Here is a 23,921-nt window from a genome sequence, read left to right on the forward strand (position 1 = left end):
ACCTAAACGCTCCTGTCTATGCACTACATGGTAGAATTTGATTTGCCCCAACCCTTCACCGAAACGTTTATTTCGCTGATTCCAGAACAACGGCTGAAAATACATCAGTTTATGGTAATGGGTCACATCATTACCTATACCCTCTCGATGGAACATGCCAAACTTTGGGCGCTTATCAATGCAAATGATGAAGCGGCTGTTGCTCAATTATTAGAGAAATTGCCCCTCACCAATTTCATGGAATATCAAATTCACCCCCTTACCTTTCTCTTAACCACGCAAGCGAATCTACCCAAGATACACTTAAACTGATGCTACCTTTCGATGCCATACGTGCAGTCAACTATTTATCCGCACAAGATGCTATTTTGGCTACCCTCATGCACCAAGTTGGGCCATATTTGGTATTGCCAAAACCACTGCCATCCGTATTTGAGGCGCTGACCGAATCCATAATCTATCAACAACTTTCCGGGAAAGCAGCAGAAACCATTTATCGGCGGTTTCGGTCACTTTTTTCAGCACACGCCCATCCTACACCCGAAGAAATCCTCAAGACGCCGCACGACGCCCTTCGTGGTGTTGGTATTTCCCATGCCAAAGTCCGGGCCATTCACGATTTGGCTTTAAAGACCATTAATCACGAAATTCCAACTTTGGCACAAATCCGCAACATGTCCGACGAGGTGGTTATCGAAGCCCTGACAAAAGTTCGTGGCATTGGTCCTTGGACGGTTGAGATGATGTTGCTCTTTGATCTGGGAAGACCGGATGTATTACCTGCTACCGACTTGGGTGTACAAAAAGGGTTCCAGAAAACATATGGCCACGCGGATTTACCCAAGCCTGCCGAAATACGCATTTTTGCTGAACGTTGGCGGCCATACCGAAGTGTCGCTTCTTGGTATATGTACCGCGCCTTAGAACGTTAACCACCGATAAAATGTCAACTCTTCAGGTATTATTACTTGGCGACCCAAGGCTTTATGAAAAATGTACGCCGATTATTGGAAGCGACTGGCTGGACGTACCCAATATGGTTGCACAATTAGATGCAGTTTTGAAAGCTTTCAAAGCCCAATATGGCGTTTTTCGTGGAATTGCAGCACCTCAATTGGGCATCATGAAACGAATAATTTATGTAAACATTGACCATCCAATAGTTATCATTAATCCGGAACTATCCGAACTTAGCGAGGAAATGTTTGAATTGTGGGATGACTGTATGTGCTTTCCAAATTTATTGGTGCGTGTAAAACGGCATAACCGTTGTACCCTTCACTTCCAAAATGAACATCAGGAGGCACAAATGTGGCAAATAGAAGGAGCGTTGTCTGAATTAATCCAGCATGAATATGACCACTTGGAAGGTATTTTGGCCATTCAAAGGGCCATTGAGCCAACAGCTTATAGGTGGCGTCCCTGAATCCGGTTATTGGTTATTTCCCATTTTTCACCAGACGAAGTTCTATTTCTCCACTTCCCGATATCCCTATTTCCTGCGCCACCTTAGGAGAAACCAATGCCAGATTCGCACCGCTGGTAGTGCGATCTATCACTCGCGCAAAAGTATGCATATTCTTGGATTTGTTCGAAATTAAAACCACCGAGTTCATAGGCAAGTTTTTATGGGAAATAGTAAGTTCATCCTGATCTAATTTTTCGCCCGAATTGGTGGCTGTCCCATTGGCACGGGTATCTATAACTGCTTTTCCTTTTTGGATGGTTCCTTTCAGTGCCGAAGCAAACGAAATACCTTGTTCTTTATTTGGGATGCGTAATACTTGTCCTTTTTTCAAAATATTTCCAGTACTATTGACAACTCGGATAGAATTAGCGGACACATTGTATTTGTTGGCAATCTCTGTAATACCCTCACCTGCCTGAACCACATGCTTTCGCTCATATTTGCCCGACGTTGCGGGTAATTGGATGACCTCGCCGGGCTTGAGGTTTTTACCTGCCCACGTCCCCGGATTCGCCGCCAATATATCTGCTACGGCTATGTTGTAACTGGTGGCAATGCTATAAAAGGTATCACCACGGTTTATGCTATGTGTTTTGCCTGCTTTTGTTTGTCCCGGCAAGCTCGTTGAACGCGCCACCGTAGCCGACCGCGCAGGGGCTGTCGGCTTTGGTGTTGCCTCGGAGGAGGTACTCGGAGAAGCAGAAGCCGCAGGGGTCACTACTTTTAACACCTGCCCAACCGTAATTCTATCATTCCGGAGACCATTTAAACGCCGTAGCGCTGCCGGGGTCAGTTTATGCCGTTGTGCAATGGAAAAAACCGTGTCTCCCGCTTTTACAATATAGGATCCAGGTGGCGCCACTTGTTGATCATCCACACCCACAACGCCACCGGTACGGCGGGGATTGGTCGCCGCTGGATCAGATTGGTCATCAACGCCCACAATGCCACCGGTGCGGCGGGGATTGGTCGCCGCTGGATCAGATTGGTCATCAACGCCCACAATGCCACCAGTCCGACGCGAATTGATTGTGGAGGCTGCCACCGATCGTTGTTGCACGCTTTTCCGGGCAACTGTTTCTAAATTCACTCCTTCAATGGTCAGTACTTGCCCCAACTTCACCGTGTTATCGGGTAGATTGTTCATCGTTTTCAACTTATCAACACTCAAGCCGTACCGACGCGAAATGGAATAAAGTGTTTCACCTGGTTTCACAGTATGCATCACCTTATCCGCACCCGTAGTGGTTGGAACAGCAGGGGCAGTGGCTGTACTGCTTGTAGAAGGCGAAGCCGATGGAATAGGCTCTGCCGTTGAGACGGGAACGCTTCCTGTGGTCGAGGTACTTTTTTTAATATTTAGCACCCCGCCTGCATCCAAGCGAAAATTTTTAAGGCCATTCAGTTGACGCAAATCGCTTAAGGACAGACCATATTTTTTGGCAATCGAATACAAGGTTTCACCCTTTTGGATAATATGTTTTGTTCCATCAACCGAGATCTGGGCGTATGCCATCCCAAAAGACAAACAAAACATTATGGCCCCCAAAACGGTGTGCCGAGCGAATAACTGTTGTTTAATCATCATCATGAAAGTTAAGCTGTAGAGAAACTAGCGCGTTTTGCAATTCTGCACGTTCATGCATCGCAGATTGACTATCAGCAACTTGCGTGCCTAATTTATAGGTCGCCTCCGCTTTTTCGCGATCACCAAACTTCTCATACAGTTTACCCAGATGGTAGTATGTCCCGACGTATCCCGGATGCCCTTCGACGAGGGCTTCAAATTGCGTCCGCGCAGCCATTAGATCACCCATTTTCAGGTATTCCTGTGCGATTGCAAATTGTGTAAAAGCATCGGTTGGGTCCTCTGCCAAATACATTTTGAGTCTTTCTAATCTAGAAATTGCCATTGTTAAATTTTGAATAACATCGTTAGTTTACGAATTAAGTTACAACAAAACCCCTACTTCGTCAAAAAAAATGCGGCACCTCATTTCTGAAATACCGCCGTTTCTTGTATCGAGTCTAAGATTTACCAACTATCCCCAGCGCCACCTCCGCCAAAGTCTCCCCCACCGAAGCCAAAGTCGGAGCTGCCGCCGCTACTCCACCCAGATGACGACGAGGAGGAAGAATCCCAGCCACTTCCGAAGATAATAGGCCCACCACCATATCCACCACCAAAACCATCTCCACCCCTATTTCGGCGCGAAGCCTTGCTCACCACTACAAAAAAGAGAATGATAAGGATCAAAATAAACAGGAAGAAAATCAACCCAGCGAAATCGTCGTCATCAGAGGATGTGCCATCAGATTGATAGGCGCCACTGGCTGCCGATATTAAGGCATCCACCGCAGTATTCGTTCCTTGGAAATACTGTTCCTGCCGAAAAGCAGGCACCATGTATTCCCGAACAATTTGTTTGGCGGTAAAGTCGGTGATATTGGCCTCCAAGCCACGTCCTACAGCAATATAAGCCTTCCGATCTCCTTTAGAAATCAGCACAATCACGCCGTTGTCCTTGTTTTTTGTTCCAACGCCCCACTCATGACCCAATTCGGTGGCATATTGGTTCGCATCCATGCCTTCTAAAGAAGGTATGGTCACTACGACAAACTGATTCGAGGTTGAGTCTTCGTAGGCATTTAGTTTTTGTCGCAAGATTTCGCGCTCGTTACCCGAAAACAAGTTGGCCGCGTCGGTGACGGGACCAGTGGACTTAAGGTTGATTTTTTGACCGTAAACCGGAATGCCCAACAACAGCAGGCACAACAAACGCAAAGCGTAACGCATGGTCGAAAGAGGCTAAATGGAAAGGGAGGGGCACAAAAACAGGCCCCACCCTTGGAACAAAAGAAGTTAGAACTGGACTTTAGGTGCATTTTGGGCACTGGCATCTGCCTGGAAGGGCTGCTTGGCCGAGAAACCCATCATACCTGCAAACATGACCAACGGAAAACTCCGAACCTTTACGTTGTAGTTTTGAACCACTTCGTTGTAACGATTCCGCTCCGTATTAATCCGGTTTTCTGTTCCTTCTAATTGACTTTGAAGCCCTACAAAAGCCTCTGTCGCCCGTAGTTGCGGATAGTTTTCTGCAACCATCATCAAGCGCCCTAAGCCTTGGCTCAGCGAAGCCTGCGCTTGTTGGAATTGCTGCATTTTCTGCGGATCATTCAAGTCTTCTGCTTTTAACTGGATAGAAGTGGCTTTCGCCCGTGCTTCCACCACTTGCGTCAGGGTTTGTTGTTCAAAATTGGCTGCACCTTTCACAGTGCTGACCAAGTTCGGGACAAGATCTGCACGACGTTGATATGCCGATTGTACGTTGGCCCAAGCGGTTTGGACTTCGGAATCGGTTGTTACTAGGCCGTTATACTGAGAGCAGCCCCACATACCAAAGAGCGCCACCACAACAATTGCAAGAATAGCACCACCTTTCATAGTTTTATTAAATTTTAAATAGGTGAAGGGATTGCATTACCGGATTGATAGAGCCGGTTGCTTTATGTGCCTTAATATACGCTTTAGGCTTGTGAGGTTGCGAATTTTTCGTCTTCAGGATTAAAGAAAAGGTGAATCCGGTTGAATGGCTGATATTACAGACCCTTTTTGATAGAGACATTATTCAATCTATTAGATTTTTGCTTCGTGGGTTTTTATTGCCATCGTTCCGAAACCGTATCTAATACCGACTTGGTTTTCTCAAAAAAATGCACGGCCCGTTCGGGTGTACGACCAATAGAGACCACACCCAATTTTCCAAACTCGGAAAGCGCTCCTATCAAATGAAAGACCACCCCTTCTTGGTCGGTACTTTCATAATGCAGGTTCTCACACATCGCCAGATCAATCAGATCGGGAGGAGTGATGCCTTTATAATGCGGGGACTTCAGGTTATCGGTGGCAAAATAAAAACGATTTTGTCCATTGAGGGTCTCATACAATCCGGAGTGTGGATTATACCGCCCATCAGTCAAAAACTGGAGCATCAGATAAGGATGGGTTGTCCCCCCTTTTCGGAGATTAATTTCGATAGCGAGATGTTTCCAGCAATTGCCCTGTTTTACCGAAATAAAGTCCACCGCAAAGCGCCCCATCACGTTTTTGGACTGTAGTACTTTTCCTATGGCCAAGCCATTTCGGGCAATTTCGCGGCTATATTCGGGATCGGCAGGAAATTTTGCACCCAGAAAAATTTGTCCGGTTGCCGCATCCAAGACCTGATCGTGTGTAGAAACCACCTCCACCTCACCAAGCGGATTAATTCGACATTGTACAGAAGGAGAAACCTTCACCTCTCCTTCAACAAAGACTTCTACAATCCCGCCCAGTTCAATAATTTTCGCCATATAAGCCGCATAATCTAAATGTGGGGCCACTATTTTTAGGTGTTTGGGCAGGTAATGCTTCAGCCATTGTTTTAATGAAGCATCGGAAGGTGCTTGTTCTAAATGGACAATGGCATTGCCTTCTCCCGAGAAGCCTTCGTTCATTTTAACCACCATTTTGCGGGTTTCGGGCAATTGGCGTTTAATTTCAACAATGGCCTCTACCACATCCAGTTCGCTTCTTAGGTTTTCAAAACCCGGCGGCATGTCCACACCTGCTTCACGAAAAGCCATACGACTCCCACTTTTCGATCCCCAAAACATAAGTTCCGGATCGCAGCCATACAGTGGAACCCCCAAACGTACTGACAAGGTTCGTTCAAGAGGTGTTACATTAAAAGCAGCAATGTGTGCGGCGTGACCATGTGGGATGCATTGTCGGATGCGCTCCATCAAAAGGGGCCGTTCCAAAATTTTCTGGGTCAAAGACTTGGCAGAGGCGTCGTAACAACTTAATAAGGTCAAACGTTGGCGGGCATGCCATCCGGTAATTCCGGGTAATAAATGCAGGTAATAATCCACAATGACCGGATCAAGCGGGGTACTGGTTAGATAGATGATATGCGTTCGAGGCATACGCAACAGCATGAGCAGAGAAAGCATCCGTTCTTCGTAATGGATTTCTCCAGGTATGGTTCCGAGCATATCTTGGTCTAATGTGGTACTGGGCAGGACAATAATGGTTTTAGGCGCCAATGGATCAGGAAATGCATCTCGGTATTGTGTGACAAACGTATTTTGTAGCCGTAAGAATGCGGCTACTTCTTCGGTTGAAGCAGGGATAGGAAATTGAGGCGGCTCAATATGGGGAGAGAGTGCGTACATATCTGGCCAAGCATGAAAGGTGTAAAAAAATTAGGACTACGAATAAAAATAACACCTCGCAACTTCCTGTTTATTAAGCCGTTGGTGTGTCTTTTTGTAAGGCTTTTCCCCACAAAAAAAGGCCCTCGGAAGTCGCGAAAGCCTCTAATGCTATTTTACCGATTCAACGATTCCGGCAAAGTCCCCGCTATAGATAAGTGTATGTCTTCGGGATTGATGTATTGACGAATCACCCGATTTACCTCCTCCGCAGTGAGGGCCTCAATTTTGGGTACATACTCATCCAGCATATCAAGCGGATACCCTTCTTCGGCATTTTGCTGCATGGCCCTGGCCAATCCGTGCGTCGTCGCCATTTCCACTTGGTATTTTCCGGCAATCGTGGTTTTCTTTTCGGCCAACTCACTTTCGGTAATACCTTCTTGTACCCATTTACGAAGTTGCTCCTTGGTAGCAGAAATGCCTCTTTCGAGGTTTTCTTGGCTCAACGTAACGTAAATTTGAAAATAACCTGCGTATTCTTGTGTAACGCCAGAAAGGCTTGCACCGATGCCATAAGTCAACCCTTGTTCATCCCGAACCGTATTCATGAGGCGTGCCGAGAAATTCCCCCCCAGAATGTATGTCCCCAAGTACAAGGCCAAATAGTCGGGATGTTGTGTGGTGACGGGCGTCGGAACGCCCATCATGACATCTAAATTTTGGCGGTCTTTGAGTGCCGTTACTGTTTTTCCTGGATTGATATTGCCCAAGGTCGCAAAAGTCGAAGTCCGGTTTTCCACCTGCCAATCCCCAAAAACCTGATCAACCAAGCTTGCAAAACCATCAGGATCCACATCTCCAGCGGTGCTGATAATCAATTGATTGGCCGAGATATGCTTCTGATGATATGCTTGCACTTGTTCCAGTTCCATCTGCTCCAGAAGGGCAATTTCCTGTTCGGCAGGTGTGTTATAATTGGGATGATTTTCTGGATACAGGGCATGGTTTAACCCCAATTCTGCCCTATATCGGGTGTTTGACAAACTGCGTTGCCGAGCAGAGATGGTTTGTAGCCGTAATTTGTCAAATTCTTCAGGGCCGAACTGTGGGGTATTCAGTTGCTCACCAAGTACACCCAGCACGGCAGGCAAGTCGGCTTTAAGTGACCTCCCAAAGAAACCAATGCGCAAACCGTCGGAGAACAGTTGAAGTTGTGCACCCCGTTTTTCTAATTCATCCGAGATCACAAACTTATCGCGGTATAAGGTTCCTTTATCCAACATAGCCACCATCAGTTCTTGTAAAAGCATTGGATCGGGGTGGTCGCCTTCTGGGAAGGAATAGAAAGAGCCGTACCACGAAACCACCTCCCGGACAGATGTTGGGAGGGCAAAAATGGTGGCATTTTCAGTTTTAAGGGTTTTAATTCTATGAACAAACATATTTTTCTGATTCAAAATATTTGGGATACAGCTTATTTTGGCAAGTGCCAACCAATGGTACGCTTGTCTTCGATGAGGTATGTTTGGGCAACGCGCTGTATATCTGCCACCGTTACAGCCCCAATTCGGGTAACATACTCAGTGTAGAACTTCCAGTCTCCAATAGCAATGGCTTCGTTCAATTCGGAAGCGATATTGTACGAGCCGTCCCTATCGAATGCCATCGAGGTCTTGATTTTTTGGCGGGCGCGGTCCAGTTCTTCTTGCGTAATGCCATTTTTCTGCACTTCTTTAAGGACTTTCAGTATGGCTTTTTCAATTTTGGCATGACGAACCCCCATTGCCTGATACCCAAATAGGTAAAACAATCCAGGATCGCGATGGCGCGAATTGGCCGCATATGCAGCGACGGTCAGCCCCTGATCCGTAAGCGCACGGTAAAGGCGGCTGTTTTTGCCCGAACCAAGCGCCATAGCCAACATGTCTAATGCATCATTATCGGTATGTAGCCCTTCCGGGTTTTTAAAGGCAATCATCACAGACCCCAACTCGGCTTCTTTGCGAACGGTTATCCGGCGTTCACCCCGTTGTTGTGGCTCCCTGATGGTTACTTCGGGGCGCGGAACAGTGGATTTTGGGAGGCCGCCAAAATACTGATGTACCCAAGCCAACGCCTGTTCGCGGTCTATGTCTCCGATAATAGAAAGCGTGGCATTATCAGGCCAATAGAACGTATCATAAAATGCCCGCAGTTTTTCCGGCGTGGTTTGCTCGATGTCGCTCCGCCAACCAATGGTGCTATGGTGGTATGGATGCGCCAAGTAGGCCGTACTCCACACTGTTTGATACAGATTTTGTGTCGGTTCATTGTCACCTCGGTCAAACTCATTTAAGATTACGGTTTTCTCGGAAGCCACATCTTCTGGACTCAAGCGGGCAAATCGCATCCGGTCGGCTTCAATTTCCATCGCTAAGGGCAAATGGGCTTTGGGCAGCAGTTCAAAATAATTGGTTCGGTCCATCCAAGTGGTGGCATTCACCATGGCCCCCACCCGTTGTAATACATTAAATACCGATGTCCCGGCTTGTTTATTAAAGCGTTCCGTTCCTTTGAACATCATGTGTTCTAAAAAGTGGGTAGCACCCGTATTCCCCGGTATTTCGTTGCGGCTTCCCACACGATACGTCACCATAAAGGTCACCACAGGCGCGGTGGCATCCGGGTACAACAATACCTGTAAATCGTTGGATTGGTGTACCCACTGTTCAATGCCACCAGAGGTTTCGATAAAAGAAAAGGCTTCTAGCATATTTTAGTTGGTTCATTTGCGGCCAGTCTGTACCTGATACAGACCACGACCATTTGTCTAAGCCATCAACATACCGTAGATTCCGATGAATGATTCCACTTGTACCCATAAACTTTAGGTGAACCATGCCGCCAGATATTGATCAGGTTGTTCTGAACTTTTCGCCCGCTTCCCTTACCTTGTTAAATGCGATTTTGGTTTTCCTTATGTTTGGTGTTGCTTTAGAAATCCGCTTGTCTGATTTTCAGAATATCCTTGCATTTCCGCGTGCTGTTTTTATAGGTTTATTAAATCAATACCTTATTTTTCCTGCATTTACTTTTGTGCTGGTCTGGTTCTGGCAACCACCACCGAGTATGGCACTCGGGTTGTTTTTGGTTGCAGCCTGTCCGGGTGGAAGTTTATCCAATTATCTGACCAATTTCAGCGGAGGAAATACGGCGCTTTCGGTTAGCATGACAACTGTTTCGACGGTGGCTTCTATCATTGCCACCCCCGCTTTGTTTGCATTTTGGAGCAGCTTATACCCACCCGCTCGCCATTTATTGCGTGAGATCGCACTAGATCCCATAGGAATGATTGGTTCAATTGTGCTGATTCTCGGTGCACCACTGGCTCTTGGAATGTGGATAGGCACCCGTTTTCCGACATTTACAGCCAAAATCGTAAAGCCTATCCGAAAAGCTTCTTTATTGATTTTTGTCTTTTTTTTGATGGGCGCTTTGGCAGCCAATGCCGTTCATTTCGTCAATATTATCGGCTCCATTTTCCTTTTGATTGCTCTCCACAATGGTGCAGCACTTGCGTTCGGATACTACTTTTCAAAATTGGCTCGCCTTCCCGAGGCTGACCGACGCGCCATGTCTATCGAAATTGCCATTCACAATACAGGCTTGGGGCTAGCCCTCGTTTTCTCCTTCTTTAGCGGGCTTGGCGGGATGGCTGTGGTTGCCGGTTGGTGGGGAATTTGGGACTTAATCACTGGCTTGGGGCTTGGGGCTTGGTGGCGAACTAAAAAAACACACGTTTTATGAGCCATGATAGAACCTAAAATTTTCTAATTACACCAATGTAAATAATGAAATAAATAGGAATTTAGGTATAGGAAAGCCTATAAGACTTTAAAAATACCGTCAGCAATTCCACCTTTTTCAATTATCCTGACTTAGGGTGATTTTTTCCAACCTCTCCACCGAATATAAGTAATGAATTTAGCACGGTAGTGAAATAAAGTTTAGCTATTTATTTTCTCATTTTCTTTGGAAAGATACACATTAAAAGCCCCTTAAAATACTTAAAGGGCTTTATAAATTTTGAACGTATCTGACTCTATACAGGCCTACTATGCCACTCAAAAAACACCCCGTGCGGGTCACGCCTTGCCCTTATTTCCTGCACCCGTTTCAGGTTTTCGGGCGTCATAAAATGGTCGGTGCGCTTGTGCAGGCCCTCGTCGGCGAGTTGTATGCCCGATGACAGGTGCTGCATTTCCCGCACCATGTTGGCGGCCCAGAAATTGTATTTTTCCGTGTCCTTGACGCTTTTCCAGCAACTGTACAGGGCGAGGTAAATATTGTCCTCCTTGCTGTACGCCATGTCCACGGTCAGCGGGTCGGGGTACCAGTTGAGCCAAAGGAAATGCGAGGGCGACGGGGGCAGTGTCTCGGCGATTTTTTTGATATGCGGCAGCAGTTCGTCAATGGAGGCATGTGTCCACATATTGTCCACGCCGTAGTGGTAGTTGGCGGGATAGTGGGTCATCGTTGCCCGATAAAAAACCTCAATCCCGGGATTGAAAGCGGGCGTGGCGATGATGGCTTTTTTCTTGATGGGGCTGTTGTGCATAAATGCCTTGGCCGCCTCAAACTCGTCCTCGTTATCGGCGAAAATGGGCGCAAACGCCTCGATGCCCGGCCCCATGATGTTCATCATGTTTTTGTTCATCATCATCTGGAACTCCACGGCCTTGGGGATTTCCGGCCCCACTTCATAGGCCCAGCGATAGACATCTTCCAAGTGCTTGATGGCAAAATCATGCGCAATAAGGGCCCTGTATGGTGGCAATGGGTATAGTTTCAGGTAAAACTTGACCACCACGCCAAAAAAGCCCGGCCCCGAACCCCTTGCCGCCCAGAACAGGTCGGCGTTTTCCGTTTCGCTGGCGTGGACGAGTTCGCCGTCGGCGGTCACGATGTCCATACCGAGGATGCTCTGGCAGGCGATGCCCGTTTTCCGACCGTTCCAGCCGTAGCCGCCTTGCAACAAAAAGCCGCCAATGCACACCCCTGTGCAATGCCCCGCCGGGAAAAACAGGCCCATCTTGAACAGCGCTTTCAGCAGCACTGAGCCGCCAATGCCGGGGCCTGCCTCGGCAGTCATGGCTTCCTTGTTGACCTTGTATTGGTCAAAATATTTCATGGAAATCACGATGCAATCGGGGCGGATGGAATTGGCGCTGAAGCTGCGCCCGCCGGAAAGCACCGTCACCCGCTTGCCCACCCTTTTTGCGTAGCGAACAATGCGGAGGATGTCCTCCACCGTGCGTGGCTCGGTGAGCATGTCGGGGGTGCGGCCCGTGTCCACCTTATTGTACTGGTTGCTGAGGATGATTTTTTTGAAATCAGCCTGCGAACGGTGAAAGATGTCGCCGTTGATAACCAATTGATTGTCAGTGTGGTATTGCTGGTAGAGTTGGGGCAAAAACGCTGCGAGGTGGTTCATCTCCTCGGCACAGTGGCGCAGCAGGTCGGCCCCGAAATTGTCGGGCAGGCTTTTGAATTTCCGAATGATGTCCGTGACCATTTCCGCCAGTTTACCCTTTTTGCGAACGCTGGCATATTTGCCCCCGATGAAAAAACGGGAGCGCATCTCCGCACCATTTTCCGTGGCCCGCACTTGGTGGACGAGGTAGCCATAGTCCACGGGCAGGTCGGGGTGGCCGAGCTTGGCGCAGATATAAACGGCCCTGTCGGGGCGGTTAACGGACTCCTTGGAGAAGCCAAACTCCAGCGGCGACTTGAACTGAATGACCGCATCCAACGGGTCTTTGCCGATGTATTCCTTGATAATGGAATTGCGCCCGATGTAGCAGGCATCGTCCCGGCCATCTTCCCATCGGGCGCTGAGGTGTGCGGCAGGGTGCCAAAGCTTGTAGCGGAGGTCCTGCGAGCCGTGCCAGCCGAACCACCAGTCCCACATGGCGGGCGCGACGCCGGGCATATCGGTCTTCACCGCCACGGCGATGCTGCCGTCTTGGTCAATGGAGTAGCCGTACTCGACTGCAGTGTAACCCGGTTTTTCCAATAACGACAAATCGCCGACATCGGGCAAGATGCCCCAGGGCAAAGCGCCAGCATTCAATGCGGCTGCCACTTTTGCGGGCAAGGGAGCCATTTCTTGATTAAAAAATGGGGTGTAGTCCATGTTCTGATATTGTTGCTTTACCGAAAAAAGATTCGTCTAAATTCCTTAAGTTTGTAAATAATCCCAAGTTATCATTTTACAAGTACATAGACAAAATTAATTTCTGTTACAACATAAGGTTGCGGGTATTACCAAAAAGAGAAAGGTCTTATGTTGTGAAGAAATCGCAATTGACATAATCATAAAACCTTCTCCCCAATATACTTACAAGATAAAGAAAGTTTTGTGGTAAATCTATATGTTGAAGTAGATGATTTATTACAAATTTACCAAACATAATTACAACAACATTGTTTGCCTATTATGTTAAATCCGGCTTCTAACAAATCAAGCAAAACCTTAAAGGGATCTGAAATGGCAACCATTTTGGTCTTCGACCACTATTCAGGATATAAGAATTTCACGTATTATTACGACGATTTTATTCGGGCAGAAGGTAAACAATACTTTCCTAAAGCACCACAATACCATATTTTTTTACTTTACATTTTTGGGTATCTCCGCTTTTACTCTTGTGGCTGATGTGGACTTGTAGCAAAAGTATCCGCACAGGAAATTATTTCATTGATTCAAAAAAACTACCTTTATGCCGCCTAAAACGCAAAGATCAGCATCAAGTATTTAAAAATTTAGCTCAAAAAGGCAAATCGTCTATGGGGTAGTTCTTTGGCTTCAAACTTCATGATATCAGACCATATTATTTTCTACGTTTTACGATCCAGGGTTGCATCTACTGGTAAAACCTCGTAAAAACATGAAGAAGTCAAAAGTGCTTGTGGCACTCAATAACGTTACCTTAATGAAAAAGCGCGGGGTAATCGAGTCGGTGAATGACATTTTAACTTCGGTATTTGATTTAGAGCATACTCGTCATCGTAAAGTAGAGAATAGTTTTGCTCATATGGTGTGCACCTTAATTGCATACCAAAGCGGATTTAGAGCATCAAATTTGCCTTGTCACTTTTTATTCATTCATGTAATCCTGTTCGCACTTTGACATTCATCAAAGCAAGGTAGAATAAACCCCGTTTATTTATTCGCCACCTGAGCCAACCGCTCTACAAATCGGCTTCGGTTCACAAGCCATGCAGCATCTACATGCGGACGCAAACCAGCGTCTTTGTTTTCAGCAAACCAATCTAATGACAACCTGGGTGCATGAATACCCTGGCCAATTTGTTCGATAAAATAGGCATTCATCGCCTGCTCATATTGGCCCGCAACCGCCGTTGCAATAAAAGGTTTTTTCAAAAACATCGCTTCGCAAGTGGTCTGAAAACCCGCCGTCCCTGCAAGCCCTCTACAACGGTTTAAGTAGTCTAAAAATAACTGAGCATCCACCTGATGAAAGGTAAAGTTCGGATGGGGTTGGTACACGGGCGGTACTTTGGGGTTGTCCCAAAAACAATGTACCTTAATATCTGGATGCTGCCGATGCCACTCTAACAAGTCTTGTGCGTATCCATTATTAATTACATATGACAGCACAAAGTCTTCTGTGGCCGTTTTTGTCAGAGTTTGTACATCTTCTCGCAATAACGGAGGCATAACCACAAGGCGCTTTCGGCGAATGTCCGCCAGTGGGACCGGAGAAAGACACCATTTCTCTTGATTCCACCAACTGGAGGCCCAAACCAATAAACGCATCCCCAACCAATCTTTTAGCATTCCCTTGGGCTTCGGATAATCGGGATGATGCAAAAGGAACTGATTGGCAATACCGATAATGGGAAATTTTGGCCGAAACCGGACGGCATAGAAGCTGGTCATCAGGTCAAAAAAATTGAATACCAGATCTGGCTTTAGGTCTTCCAATGTGTCATGAATCTGTCGGAGACTTTTTAAATATGTTCGGGCATTCCAAACCCCATCGAAAATGGTAGCCATCACCCGAATCGCTTTATCCGCCTCATCGGTGATAAAATTGGGACTCTCGAAATGATGTAAACGACCCTCAAAAGCAGTTTCAAAAAAAACTGGCAACTTTCGTCGGTGAGAGCGGCCAATCAATACGCCCACAACTTGATGTCCGGCAGTTTTGAATATGTTCTGAAGTGCAATTGCCTGAACCATGTGGCCACGGCCTTCACCTTGGACGATAAAGGCAATCCGAAGAGGTGGTGTAGCGGGGTATGTCGTCAAGGATGCGGGGATTTAGCATCTAAAAGGGGTGCTGAAAATATACCAAACAATTTTAAGAGAAACTGCACGTCCTTGTTTCGGCCAGATGAAGGAAAGATCACGAAATTGTAACGTATGCTTTTTCTGGACTTCTTTGCAGTGCCGGGGCTACTTTTCGGCCAAATCTTTCCCTATTTATTTTAGACCACCGAGGCGTTTGCAAGCACCAGAAACCGTAGGACTTGGCAGGATAAACCATGACCTGATGTTTAGACATTGGTGGCCACAAGTTGCTCTACGTGTGCAAGCAGCATGGAAATTCCTGCTTCGTTGTGACCGCCACGGGTAATAATGATGTCTGCAAAGCGTTTGGAAGGTTCTACAAATTCCATATACATAGGCTGCACGCTCTTTTCGTACTGTGTTAAAATAGATTCGATAGAACGCCCACGCTCATGTATGTCCCGGCGAATCCGACGAATAAGGCGAATATCAGGGTCAGCATCTACAAACACCCGCAAATCCATGCGTTTACGTAATGCTGGCTCTGCAAAAATTAGGATCCCTTCCACAATAATAACAGGCTTGGGCGTAATTCTCTCTACTTTGTCGGCACGGCTATGATTGCTGAAGTCATAGGTTGGCTTTTCGACGGCAAACCCCTTCAGAAGCGAATCCACATGTCGGACCATTAACTCGGTTTCTAATGAGTCTGGGTGATCGAAGTTTACTTTTGTGCGTTCTTCATGAGGTAGATGGCTCAGGTCCCGATAGTAGGAATCGTGGTCTAAAACAGCAATATCTGGCGAGAACTTCTCCATAACGCGGCGTTGTACGGTTGTTTTACCAGAACCACTACCACCTGCGATGCCAATAATAACGGGCTTCTTCATCTCGAATCGCGTTTACACGGGGTTATTTTACAAAAACGAGGGTTATTCTTTTTCCATCGGAACTGGTTTGTGTGGCATCGGCATCCATCTGAAAACCAGCTTCAGGTATCCAATATCGGAGGTCGGTCGGTACTGTGAGCCGATGTATGGCAAGGTAACGGATTAATTCTCCGCGCAACGGCTTTACTCCATGCGAAACGGTTTTTCGACGGCCATTTTTTTCTTCCAAAAAAGCAACCTGTACCCGGTAGCGATACCCCCCACTGTCTGTCCAAGCCGCCGCATGGGCCGTAGGAAGCAAATCCCAAACCGTCTTATCTGCCATTTCGGCCTGTAGGACGGGTTGTAAAAACGGCTTCCAAAAATCAGAGACCCGCCCATACGTACCCAAAATTGCGTCCATCTTGAGTTTGTACATGGGGATCAAATCATCTATTCGTAAAAGACCAAATAATCCCGAAAATACAAGGGTGTGTTCTAATAACTGCGTTTGTACCTCTGGTGGAAGCGTGGCAAAATCTAACGACCGATACATAATGCCAGGAGCATACCGATCTAATGCTGGAAGGACTCGGCCATGTGCAAGTTGTTCATTGGCCACGATGGCGTCTATGAGGTTTTTACCTCGAACGCCAAAAAGTTTATCCAGTGCAACACCACTTTTTTGAACGGTTAACAGCCGATCATACAACGCTTCACGTGCCGGGCGCAAACAGGAAAACCCACCCTCAAAGGGATGTGGATGCCCATTTGGCTCCAAACCACCGGATGCTTTCCCCTCTGCTGGAGGAATCAATACACAAAAACCAGGCATTTTAGTTCAAGGTCGCGTCCTTCACCGCATTCTTGGCCATGCGTGCGGAGTTCATCACCTCGTCCATCTCGGCCAATAGCTGTTGGGCCTCGGTGGTTGTCACCTCCACTACTTCTTGTGCATCGCGGCGGGCGACACTCTCCATGTCCTCTTCTTCTTTGACTGCTTCCAGCAAGGCACTAATTTGTTGGGCGCCTTGCTTTACGCGATACGCCACTTTGCGGCGCAATTTCTCACCTTGTTCTGGCGCAATCAGCAGCCCAACGGCCAATCCTAATGCGCCTCCGACAAGAAAGCCCAAAAGCCCATTGCTTCGCTCTTTCGACATAGCTTTATAGATTAAAAGGTGTTTGGTACAAAAGTCACTATTTTGAGTCAAAACGCTTTGAAAAACGGATTGATCCACTCCTCTGCCCAATATAAAAAGAAAAAACTGCGAGGCGCCTCACAGTTTTTTGGATCTTATTGCGAACACGGAGAACCGTTACTTCTTCTTATGACGGTTCTTGCGAAGACGCTTTTTCCGTTTGTGCGTCGCAATTTTATGGCGCTTCCGTTTCTTACCGCATGGCATGAGTCGGTCTCCTATGTTTAACGTGGAATAATCAGTTGCTGTTTTGAACTTTTTAAAATAATACATTTTCTCCATTCAAACAAACACAAACATACGGTTCATAAAAGTCTAACGGAACGCTTGACCGGTTCTACAATTGGTGTAGTTGTACCCTACAGAAAATCACCTTAGTTTAGAGCATCAGGAACCCCTATCCTTCGGAGTGGCAAATGGAATCTATCAGCGTTTTCGATATCTTTAAGATTGGCGTCGGGCCTTCCAGCTCCCATACCATGGGTCCTTGGCGGGCGGCACAGCAATTCACCCAAGCATGTAAGAAAAGAGGTTTTTTTTACCATACCAAACGGTTACAATGCCTGCTCTATGGCTCATTGGCCAAAACGGGTATCGGACACGGAACGGATTTAGCGGTTGTCTTAGGGTTGTGTGGCGAGGATCCAGAAACCTGCAATACGTCCGACATATTGGCCCGTTTTAGGAACCTTAAAAACGGCGCTTCCTTGGTCTGGGATGGCGAGTACACGTTACCGTTTGCGTATAACGACGATGTGGTTTTTCGGAAATCAGAGACGCTGCCGTTTCATCCGAATGGCCTCTCGTTCATTGCTTGGTTGGAAAACGGAGAGACTTTCGAGGAAACCTACTATTCCGTAGGAGGTGGTTTTGTGGTTCAGGAAGGCCAAGCAGATGCCGCACATTTTGTGGCACTGCCCCATCCCATCGAACGTGCAGACGAATTACGGGCCTATTGCCAAAATATGAGACGAACTATCCCAGAGGTGGTTTGGGAAAACGAAAAAACGTGGCGCACCACCTCCGAAATCCAAGCAGGTTTGGATAGAATTTGGGAAACCATGAAAGCCTGTATTTTTAAAGGTTGTTATGCGGATGGCATTTTGCCGGGCGGGCTTTCGGTGAGCCGGAGAGCGGCAAAACTTAACCAAAAACTTCTCGGAGACCGTTCTTTTGAATCGCCAGAACGATGGATGGATGCCATTTGCCGACAGGTAAAGTCCTTTCAAAGTACCCTAAAATGGGTTTCTTGTTTTGCTTTGGCCGTGAATGAGGAAAATGCCTCCTTCGGACGCGTGGTAACGGCACCTACCAACGGAGCAGCAGGAGTGATTCCGGCGGTTTTAATGTATTATACTTGCTTCTGTGATGCCACCGATGGAGGCCGAACCCGTTTTCTCTTAACAGCGGGTGAGATTGGCAGTTTGTTCAAAAAAGGTGCTACGATCTCGGCAGCAATGGGAGGCTGTCAGGCAGAAATCGGGGTTTCCTCGGCAATGGCGGCGGCTGGCTTGACGGAAGCACTGGGTGGCTCCCCAGAGCAGGTGCTGATGGCTGCCGAAATTGCCATGGAACATCATCTGGGGCTGACATGCGACCCCATTGGAGGTTTGGTGCAAATTCCATGTATCGAACGGAACACAATGGGGGCAATCAAAGCCATTACAGCAGCCAATATCGCCTTAGAGAGCGATCCAGCACAAGCCAAAGTAAGTTTGGATGATGTGATCCACTCTATGTGGGAAACGGCCTTGGACATGAACACCAAGTACAAAGAAACCTCGGAAGGCGGCTTGGCCATCCGAATTCCCGTGAGCGTGATTGAGTGCTGATCCATACAAGGATTTTAAATATAAAAACACTTGTTTAATTATAAGAAATTATTTTTTAAAACCTTTAGCAATCGCTCCTGACGGTCCCAGAATGCTGTTATTTCGCCATGAGCGGTTTTGACTTTAGAACAGACAAGCAAGGAAGCGCAACAAGCTGAAGCGCAGATAATAAAACAGACACTTTAGACTTTACACCATGCTCCCCCTCCGAAGACATACAAATCTGCACCCCATCTACACCTTCCACAAATTATTTCCCATAGAACCACATAACATATTTCATTTTCCTTCTATGGGTTTATCCCCTGTTTCACATTTTTGAACACTTTCCCAAAATATTTACCTCCTGAAAAAGTTGCACCCTTACTTTAGAAAGTTTTATATTGTAATGGCTAAATATGGTTAAACTTCCACTCGCTGATAAGGAAAGGTGTGTATTGTAAAATGATGTTGCGTTACACCTACATAATCAGGGAAACAGAATATCGAGAAACCCTTCCAAGTTTTTTTCACTAAAAAATACAGCGAAAAGGATAAGACAACTAAGTTAATTGTTATGTTTGAAAACAAACCATTTAAACAGCAAAACAGATGAAAAAATCTATTATAGTTCTATTTTTAAATTCAATATTCGGACAAATTTTTGCCCAACCTACCAATCAAGATTATTTAATACAGGGTGATATGTATTACAATGATGGCAACTATGATATGGCAATTAATTCTTATGTAGTACATAAACTATCAAATTCAGAGGACAAAATTGTAAACATTAATATTGGACTATGTTACTTAAGAAAGATTCAAAAAGAAACACCTTTAACTTCTATTATTGGCATTCCTGCATTGACAACCAATGCCGAAAAAGCAATATCTTATTTCAAATATTACCTTGAGTCGCAGCCACCAATTTCTATAAGTTCAGATAAAAATGTATATACTACTTACAAACTAATAGCAGAAACTTACGCAACAATGCTCAACTGGGAAAAAACATTAGAATATGCAAGTATTATGTACAATATCAATCCGAATTATAAATTCACCAATGACTATGGCGTTAAGGAATTTTACAACGATGCAAATAATGCACTAGCAAATTGGTACTGCGACCAAGCCTATTTATACTCTGAAAAAGAAAATGAAATAGAAGTAAAAAAACATTACGACAAAGCATTACAGTACTTTAAAGAACCGCTAAGTGAACATTCCCTTTTTTATAGAGGCTTTGCTAACTCAAAGTTAGGTAATTCAGATAAAGCTAAAATTGATTTGGGAAATGTTATCAAATTATATCCCAATAGTTCTTATGCTTTACTTGCTAAACAGGAATTAGAAACAATAAATATCAATGCTGCATTACAATCTGATCCTTTAAATAATAATTTATTAACCTTTGAAAGGCCATCTTACAAAGGTGAAATTCTTTACTATAGCGGCGAGATAAAAAATGGAAAAGCAAATGGTAAAGGTGAGGCGACAACAAGTTTTAACCATTTCTACAAAGGTGACTTTAAAGACAATGAATATCACGGAAAAGGCTTGCATAAATGGACTAATGGAGATACTTATGAAGGATATTGGCTAAATGGACAAAGGACTGGAAAAGGTGTTTACAAATGGGCAAATAATACGGCCTTAATCTATGAAGGGGATTTTGTAAATGGACAAAGGACTGGAAAAGGAAAAATGAAGTGGACAACTGGTGAAATGTATGACGGAGAGTGGTTAAATGACAAGCAAACAAAAGGGTTCGGGGTTTATAAATATGGCAATGACACTTATACTGGCGACTTATTAAATAATAACCGACACGGAAAAGGGACTTATAAATGGGCCAATGGTGATATTTATATTGGTGATTGGCAAAATGGCTATAGAACAGGTTATGGGAAATACACTTACATGAATGGAAAAATTGAGGAAGGATATTTTGAAAATAATATACTTAAAACAGTAACAAATACAACACAAAACACTACTTCTGCGTTTTCATTTAATGAAGACACAGAAGTAGAAAAAGCTAAACTAGCAACGAAAGAAAAAAGGTATAATAATGCTATTGAAACGTACACTTTTTTAATTCAAAAAACGGGTCAAGCATATTTGTATTTTGAAAGGGGGAAAATATATTCGACCACAAAAGAGTATCAAAAAGCAAAAAATGATTTTCATTCTGCAATCAATATCTGGAGTACAATACAAACAGAAAAATACAGCTGGCTTAAAGAAGATGCCCAACAAGAATTAAGAAAAATTGAAAACAAATAAAAACAGCAAGTAATATCAGTTTACTTAGCTAATTACTTCGGTCGTGTGGCAAAATGGCGGGTTCAGTGCTAAACAGTGTTTTTTTAATTGAACTTAAATTCGTCTTTATAAACAATAAGACCTCATCAATAGACATTATGTCAGTTTATTTTAGGGTATTGAAGTGGTGTAATTGAGGTTATGAGATTGTGTAAATGCTGCCCCAGTAGCGAAAGCGTTTTTTACAAAATTGTTCTTTCTTAATCGGCATCCATCTTTGAGAATACGCAAACGTTTTATGCTTCCAATGGCGTGTTCGACATGCGCTCGTGTACGAAATATTTCTCGATTGAGCGCTTTTTGTTCGCTGTTCAATCCTTGACGACAAGGTTTTTTGATTGATTGATGAATCCTGCCTTCATCGGGCACCAAACCTTGATAAGCCGTATCTTGGCATACCATAAATCCTGATGGAATCGTGTAATAGGTATCTGCTACCTTTTTATCATGTATTTTATTCGGAACCGAAGGAAAAAAACAATACATAACAGAGTACAGTGGGTAATGACTGCGTTTTTCAATGTCTGTTTTTTTTACCACTACACATAACTTCTTGTTTTTCTCGACCTTGTGGACGTAGTATTTTGCGCGTCGTACAGTTATTAAGCAAGGTTTTATCTTCTACTGTGGTTAAGACTTATTGTAAGGCTTCATCCGTTCTAAAAGGCATTGTTTGTGCAAGAACCAACACCTTTTTCAGAGCTATATGTAGGCCATGAGTAAGTTGTGAGCATTGTTTTTGGGTAAGACGAAACAAATCGAATCGGTATGTGCTCCTTGTAGAGGATTGAGTTTGAGGTAAAACAAGATAAAGACAGGTCGCTCTTGAATCGTTGGCGAAGGACTGTTGGAGTAACGGACAAATTTTCGATAACTATTTTGTCCTTTTCCATTCAGATCAAACGTTTTGAAGTGGGCTTGATGTGCTTGTTCAAAAAAAGGAAACAACGCATTAACTTGTTAGAGCGTGTGCCCTGTCATGGCTAAGAAGCGACCGGGCATTGTTGACCAGTGATCGTATTTCATAGCTTCGCGCATATACTTATAAAGTTAGCGTAACATAATGTCTAATAATTTTGCAAATCCCATTCAGGGGGTTGATACGAGGTATTGGGAGGATGGTAACCCATTCTTTGGCCATACAGATGCACCAGCGCATAGGCCAGAATTCCTAAACCAAGTCCCAGGGCACTGAAGTAAAGGATGATAAGTTGTGCCGTTTTGACTTGCAGATGTGGATCAGAGCCTGCCCAAAAGGTAGCGAAGAACACTCCTATAATACCACCATTGAGCAAGCCCACCAGACCATATCCCAGCATCAGCCAAATGGAAAACGGGCGTTTTTCCGGAAACCGAAAATTGGAACGTTCAGAATAAATAAAAAGCATTGCACTACATTTTCGACAATGCTGATACGATTCATCAAAGACTCCGTTCCATGTCATAATAAAGATCACCTCTCAATACCTAACGCACCGCATCAAAGAATCATCAATTCTTAACGCAACGCGTCTAATTTTATATTGCGCAACGCGTCATGGTAAGCGTATCTTGTAATAAAAAGATTCGGCCATGACACCCCATATCATCAAACGTTACGAAAACAGGAAACTTTACGACACCGAAGCACGCAAATATGTTTCACTACCTGAATTGGCCGAATTGGTTCGAAAAGGTGAAACCATTCAGGTTTTAGACAATGTTTCTGGGGATGACTTGACAAATGCTACCCTTACCCAGATCATCTTGGATGAAGGAAAAAAGGGGAACAGCCTCATACCCACGGACTTGCTTCATGACTTGGTGCGTCGTGGCGCCTCGGTTTTGGAAGAAAGCGTTAGTCACATCCGTACCAATGTGGATACCTTGCTAAACACCTCGTTGCATCAGCTAAACGCATGGCTTCCAACGCCAAAAGAAAAAACGGAACTGGAAGAGTTGCGCACCCATCTAAAACAATTAGAAGAAACCGTAGCGAAATTGGTCTCACAAACCGATTTGCCAGCCGCAGAAGTTCAAAAAAAACCATCAAATTCATAATAAACTGGAGTCTAACCATGAAACCGACCCCGAATACCCTCGACATCAACAAATTGGCCACCGAGTTGGCGGACAAAAGCCGTGATTTTTATTTTGCTGGCCTCGGTGCCTTTGCCGTTGCGCAGGAAGAAGGCAATAAAATGTTTGACATGTTTGCAGAAAAAGGCAAAGAAGTAGCCGATTACATGCAAGCCCTTCAACGCCGCACAATGAATTTGGACGAAGAAGCCCAAGACCTGATGAAGGAAGGCGAAGCCTATGCCGATAAACTGATTGACAAGGGGGAGTCACTTCAGCAAGAAGCCCTTGCGGAAATCAAAAAATGGATAGAAGATATGCAAGTGCAGGCCACCAAATGGCAAAAAGAAGCCACCAAGTTCATCTTGGATCCGGTTGAGAAAATGATTTCTCCGGTACAAGATGTGGTGACAGATGCCCTTACCCGTTTTGGCGTACCCACCTCAGGCGAAGTGAGAACCCTCAATGTACAAGTTACCGAACTGACCCACAAGGTGGACCAACTGACCGCATTATTAGCGACCAAAGAAGTGCCTGCACCCAAAAAAGCGACGAAAGCAATGAAAGTTGAAGAAGTAAAAGTTGAGGTTGTTGTATAGTGCCCCTAAGCAACCGTTTCAACTAAATTGAAGTGAAAGGCGGGCGGAATAGGTCCGCCTTTTTTATCTTCCTCTGGAAAAA

At 45.2% G+C, this 23,921-nt stretch carries 24 protein-coding genes; 10 read left to right on the plus strand and 14 right to left on the minus strand.

The window, feature by feature from the left end:
* The first annotated feature begins 18 nt into the window (after positions 1-18).
* Genes JNN12_07000 through JNN12_07010 form a run of 3 tightly spaced genes read left to right on the plus strand, consistent with a single transcriptional unit; the run spans position 19 to position 1,426 of the window.
* Positions 19-312 carry a hypothetical protein gene (locus JNN12_07000; GenBank protein MBL7978071.1) on the plus strand — a complete coding sequence of 98 codons (294 nt, stop codon included), beginning with the start codon at positions 19-21 and terminating at the stop codon, positions 310-312.
* A complete protein-coding gene (locus JNN12_07005; GenBank protein MBL7978072.1) occupies positions 312-932 on the plus strand; it encodes a DNA-3-methyladenine glycosylase 2 family protein in 621 nt (206 codons plus the stop codon). Before JNN12_07000 ends, JNN12_07005 begins: the two co-directional genes overlap by 1 nt.
* 11 nt (positions 933-943) lie before the next feature.
* Positions 944-1,426: a peptide deformylase gene (locus JNN12_07010; GenBank protein MBL7978073.1), complete on the plus strand. Its 483-nt coding sequence runs from the start codon at positions 944-946 to the stop codon at positions 1,424-1,426.
* 13 nt (positions 1,427-1,439) lie between these two features.
* Here the strand turns inward: JNN12_07010 and JNN12_07015 are convergent, their stop codons facing one another.
* The 7 genes from JNN12_07015 to JNN12_07045 form a co-directional block, all read right to left on the minus strand.
* Entirely contained in the window at positions 1,440-3,059 is a 1,620-nt protein-coding gene (locus JNN12_07015) for a LysM peptidoglycan-binding domain-containing protein (protein MBL7978074.1), read from the minus strand.
* Entirely contained in the window at positions 3,046-3,375 is a 330-nt protein-coding gene (locus JNN12_07020) for a tetratricopeptide repeat protein (GenBank protein MBL7978075.1), read from the minus strand. The genes JNN12_07015 and JNN12_07020 overlap by 14 nt, the downstream gene beginning before the upstream one ends.
* Positions 3,376-3,503: 128 nt before the next feature.
* Positions 3,504-4,265 carry a TPM domain-containing protein gene (locus JNN12_07025; GenBank protein MBL7978076.1) on the minus strand — a complete coding sequence of 254 codons (762 nt, stop codon included), beginning with the start codon at positions 4,263-4,265 and terminating at the stop codon, positions 3,504-3,506.
* A gap of 66 nt (positions 4,266-4,331) precedes the next feature.
* On the minus strand, positions 4,332-4,916 hold the full coding sequence (locus JNN12_07030) for a LemA family protein (GenBank protein ID MBL7978077.1): 585 nt from the start codon (positions 4,914-4,916) through the stop codon (positions 4,332-4,334).
* Positions 4,917-5,131: 215 nt separating this feature from the next.
* Entirely contained in the window at positions 5,132-6,688 is a 1,557-nt protein-coding gene (locus JNN12_07035) for a hypothetical protein (protein MBL7978078.1), read from the minus strand.
* Between the two features lie 155 nt (positions 6,689-6,843).
* The gene (locus JNN12_07040) at positions 6,844-8,112 is read right to left on the minus strand and encodes an insulinase family protein (protein MBL7978079.1); all 1,269 of its coding nucleotides are present in this window, start codon (positions 8,110-8,112) and stop codon (positions 6,844-6,846) included.
* A gap of 32 nt (positions 8,113-8,144) precedes the next feature.
* Complete coding sequence (locus JNN12_07045; protein ID MBL7978080.1) at positions 8,145-9,422, minus strand: insulinase family protein; 1,278 nt, start codon at positions 9,420-9,422, stop codon at positions 8,145-8,147.
* A gap of 125 nt (positions 9,423-9,547) precedes the next feature.
* Between JNN12_07045 and JNN12_07050 the strand changes: the two genes are divergently transcribed.
* Entirely contained in the window at positions 9,548-10,456 is a 909-nt protein-coding gene (locus tag JNN12_07050; protein ID MBL7978081.1) for a bile acid:sodium symporter family protein, read from the plus strand.
* Between the two features lie 295 nt (positions 10,457-10,751).
* Here JNN12_07050 and JNN12_07055 read toward each other — a convergent pair whose 3' ends face one another.
* Positions 10,752-12,845 (minus strand): FAD-binding protein, encoded by a 2,094-nt coding sequence (locus JNN12_07055; protein MBL7978082.1) that lies wholly within the window; start codon positions 12,843-12,845, stop codon positions 10,752-10,754.
* Between the two features lie 521 nt (positions 12,846-13,366).
* Here JNN12_07055 and JNN12_07060 point away from each other — a divergent pair.
* Positions 13,367-13,507: a hypothetical protein gene (locus JNN12_07060; GenBank protein ID MBL7978083.1), complete on the plus strand. Its 141-nt coding sequence runs from the start codon at positions 13,367-13,369 to the stop codon at positions 13,505-13,507.
* A 62-nt stretch (positions 13,508-13,569) separates the two neighbouring features.
* Complete coding sequence (locus JNN12_07065; GenBank protein ID MBL7978084.1) at positions 13,570-13,842, plus strand: transposase; 273 nt, start codon at positions 13,570-13,572, stop codon at positions 13,840-13,842.
* A gap of 32 nt (positions 13,843-13,874) precedes the next feature.
* Here JNN12_07065 and JNN12_07070 read toward each other — a convergent pair whose 3' ends face one another.
* The 4 genes from JNN12_07070 to JNN12_07085 form a co-directional block, all read right to left on the minus strand.
* Positions 13,875-14,987 carry a UDP- glucuronosyltransferase gene (locus tag JNN12_07070; GenBank protein ID MBL7978085.1) on the minus strand — a complete coding sequence of 371 codons (1,113 nt, stop codon included), beginning with the start codon at positions 14,985-14,987 and terminating at the stop codon, positions 13,875-13,877.
* A 248-nt stretch (positions 14,988-15,235) separates the two neighbouring features.
* Entirely contained in the window at positions 15,236-15,859 is a 624-nt protein-coding gene (gene udk, locus JNN12_07075) for a uridine kinase (GenBank protein ID MBL7978086.1), read from the minus strand.
* A 22-nt stretch (positions 15,860-15,881) separates the two neighbouring features.
* The gene (locus JNN12_07080) at positions 15,882-16,673 is read right to left on the minus strand and encodes a YaaA family protein (GenBank protein MBL7978087.1); all 792 of its coding nucleotides are present in this window, start codon (positions 16,671-16,673) and stop codon (positions 15,882-15,884) included.
* Position 16,674: 1 nt separating this feature from the next.
* Positions 16,675-17,001: a YtxH domain-containing protein gene (locus JNN12_07085; protein ID MBL7978088.1), complete on the minus strand. Its 327-nt coding sequence runs from the start codon at positions 16,999-17,001 to the stop codon at positions 16,675-16,677.
* A gap of 455 nt (positions 17,002-17,456) precedes the next feature.
* Between JNN12_07085 and JNN12_07090 the strand changes: the two genes are divergently transcribed.
* Positions 17,457-18,872, plus strand: a complete 1,416-nt coding sequence (locus JNN12_07090; GenBank protein ID MBL7978089.1) for an L-serine ammonia-lyase — start codon at positions 17,457-17,459, stop codon at positions 18,870-18,872.
* Between the two features lie 591 nt (positions 18,873-19,463).
* Entirely contained in the window at positions 19,464-21,143 is a 1,680-nt protein-coding gene (locus JNN12_07095) for a tetratricopeptide repeat protein (protein MBL7978090.1), read from the plus strand.
* 150 nt (positions 21,144-21,293) lie between these two features.
* On the opposite strand, the gene JNN12_07100 is transcribed toward JNN12_07095, so the two are convergent.
* Together JNN12_07100 and JNN12_07105 are read right to left on the minus strand one after the other, a co-directional pair.
* Entirely contained in the window at positions 21,294-21,668 is a 375-nt protein-coding gene (locus tag JNN12_07100; GenBank protein ID MBL7978091.1) for a hypothetical protein, read from the minus strand.
* Between the two features lie 581 nt (positions 21,669-22,249).
* A complete protein-coding gene (locus JNN12_07105) occupies positions 22,250-22,570 on the minus strand; it encodes a hypothetical protein (protein ID MBL7978092.1) in 321 nt (106 codons plus the stop codon).
* A 184-nt stretch (positions 22,571-22,754) separates the two neighbouring features.
* On the opposite strand from JNN12_07105, the gene JNN12_07110 reads away from it, so the two are divergent.
* Positions 22,755-23,222 carry a polyhydroxyalkanoate synthesis regulator DNA-binding domain-containing protein gene (locus tag JNN12_07110; GenBank protein ID MBL7978093.1) on the plus strand — a complete coding sequence of 156 codons (468 nt, stop codon included), beginning with the start codon at positions 22,755-22,757 and terminating at the stop codon, positions 23,220-23,222.
* 17 nt (positions 23,223-23,239) lie between these two features.
* Positions 23,240-23,839 carry a phasin family protein gene (locus tag JNN12_07115; protein ID MBL7978094.1) on the plus strand — a complete coding sequence of 200 codons (600 nt, stop codon included), beginning with the start codon at positions 23,240-23,242 and terminating at the stop codon, positions 23,837-23,839.
* Positions 23,840-23,921 lie beyond the last annotated feature (82 nt).

The sequence above is a fragment of the Bacteroidetes Order II. bacterium genome (genome assembly GCA_016788705.1).
Lineage (GTDB): Bacteria > Bacteroidota > Rhodothermia > Rhodothermales > UBA2364 > UBA2364.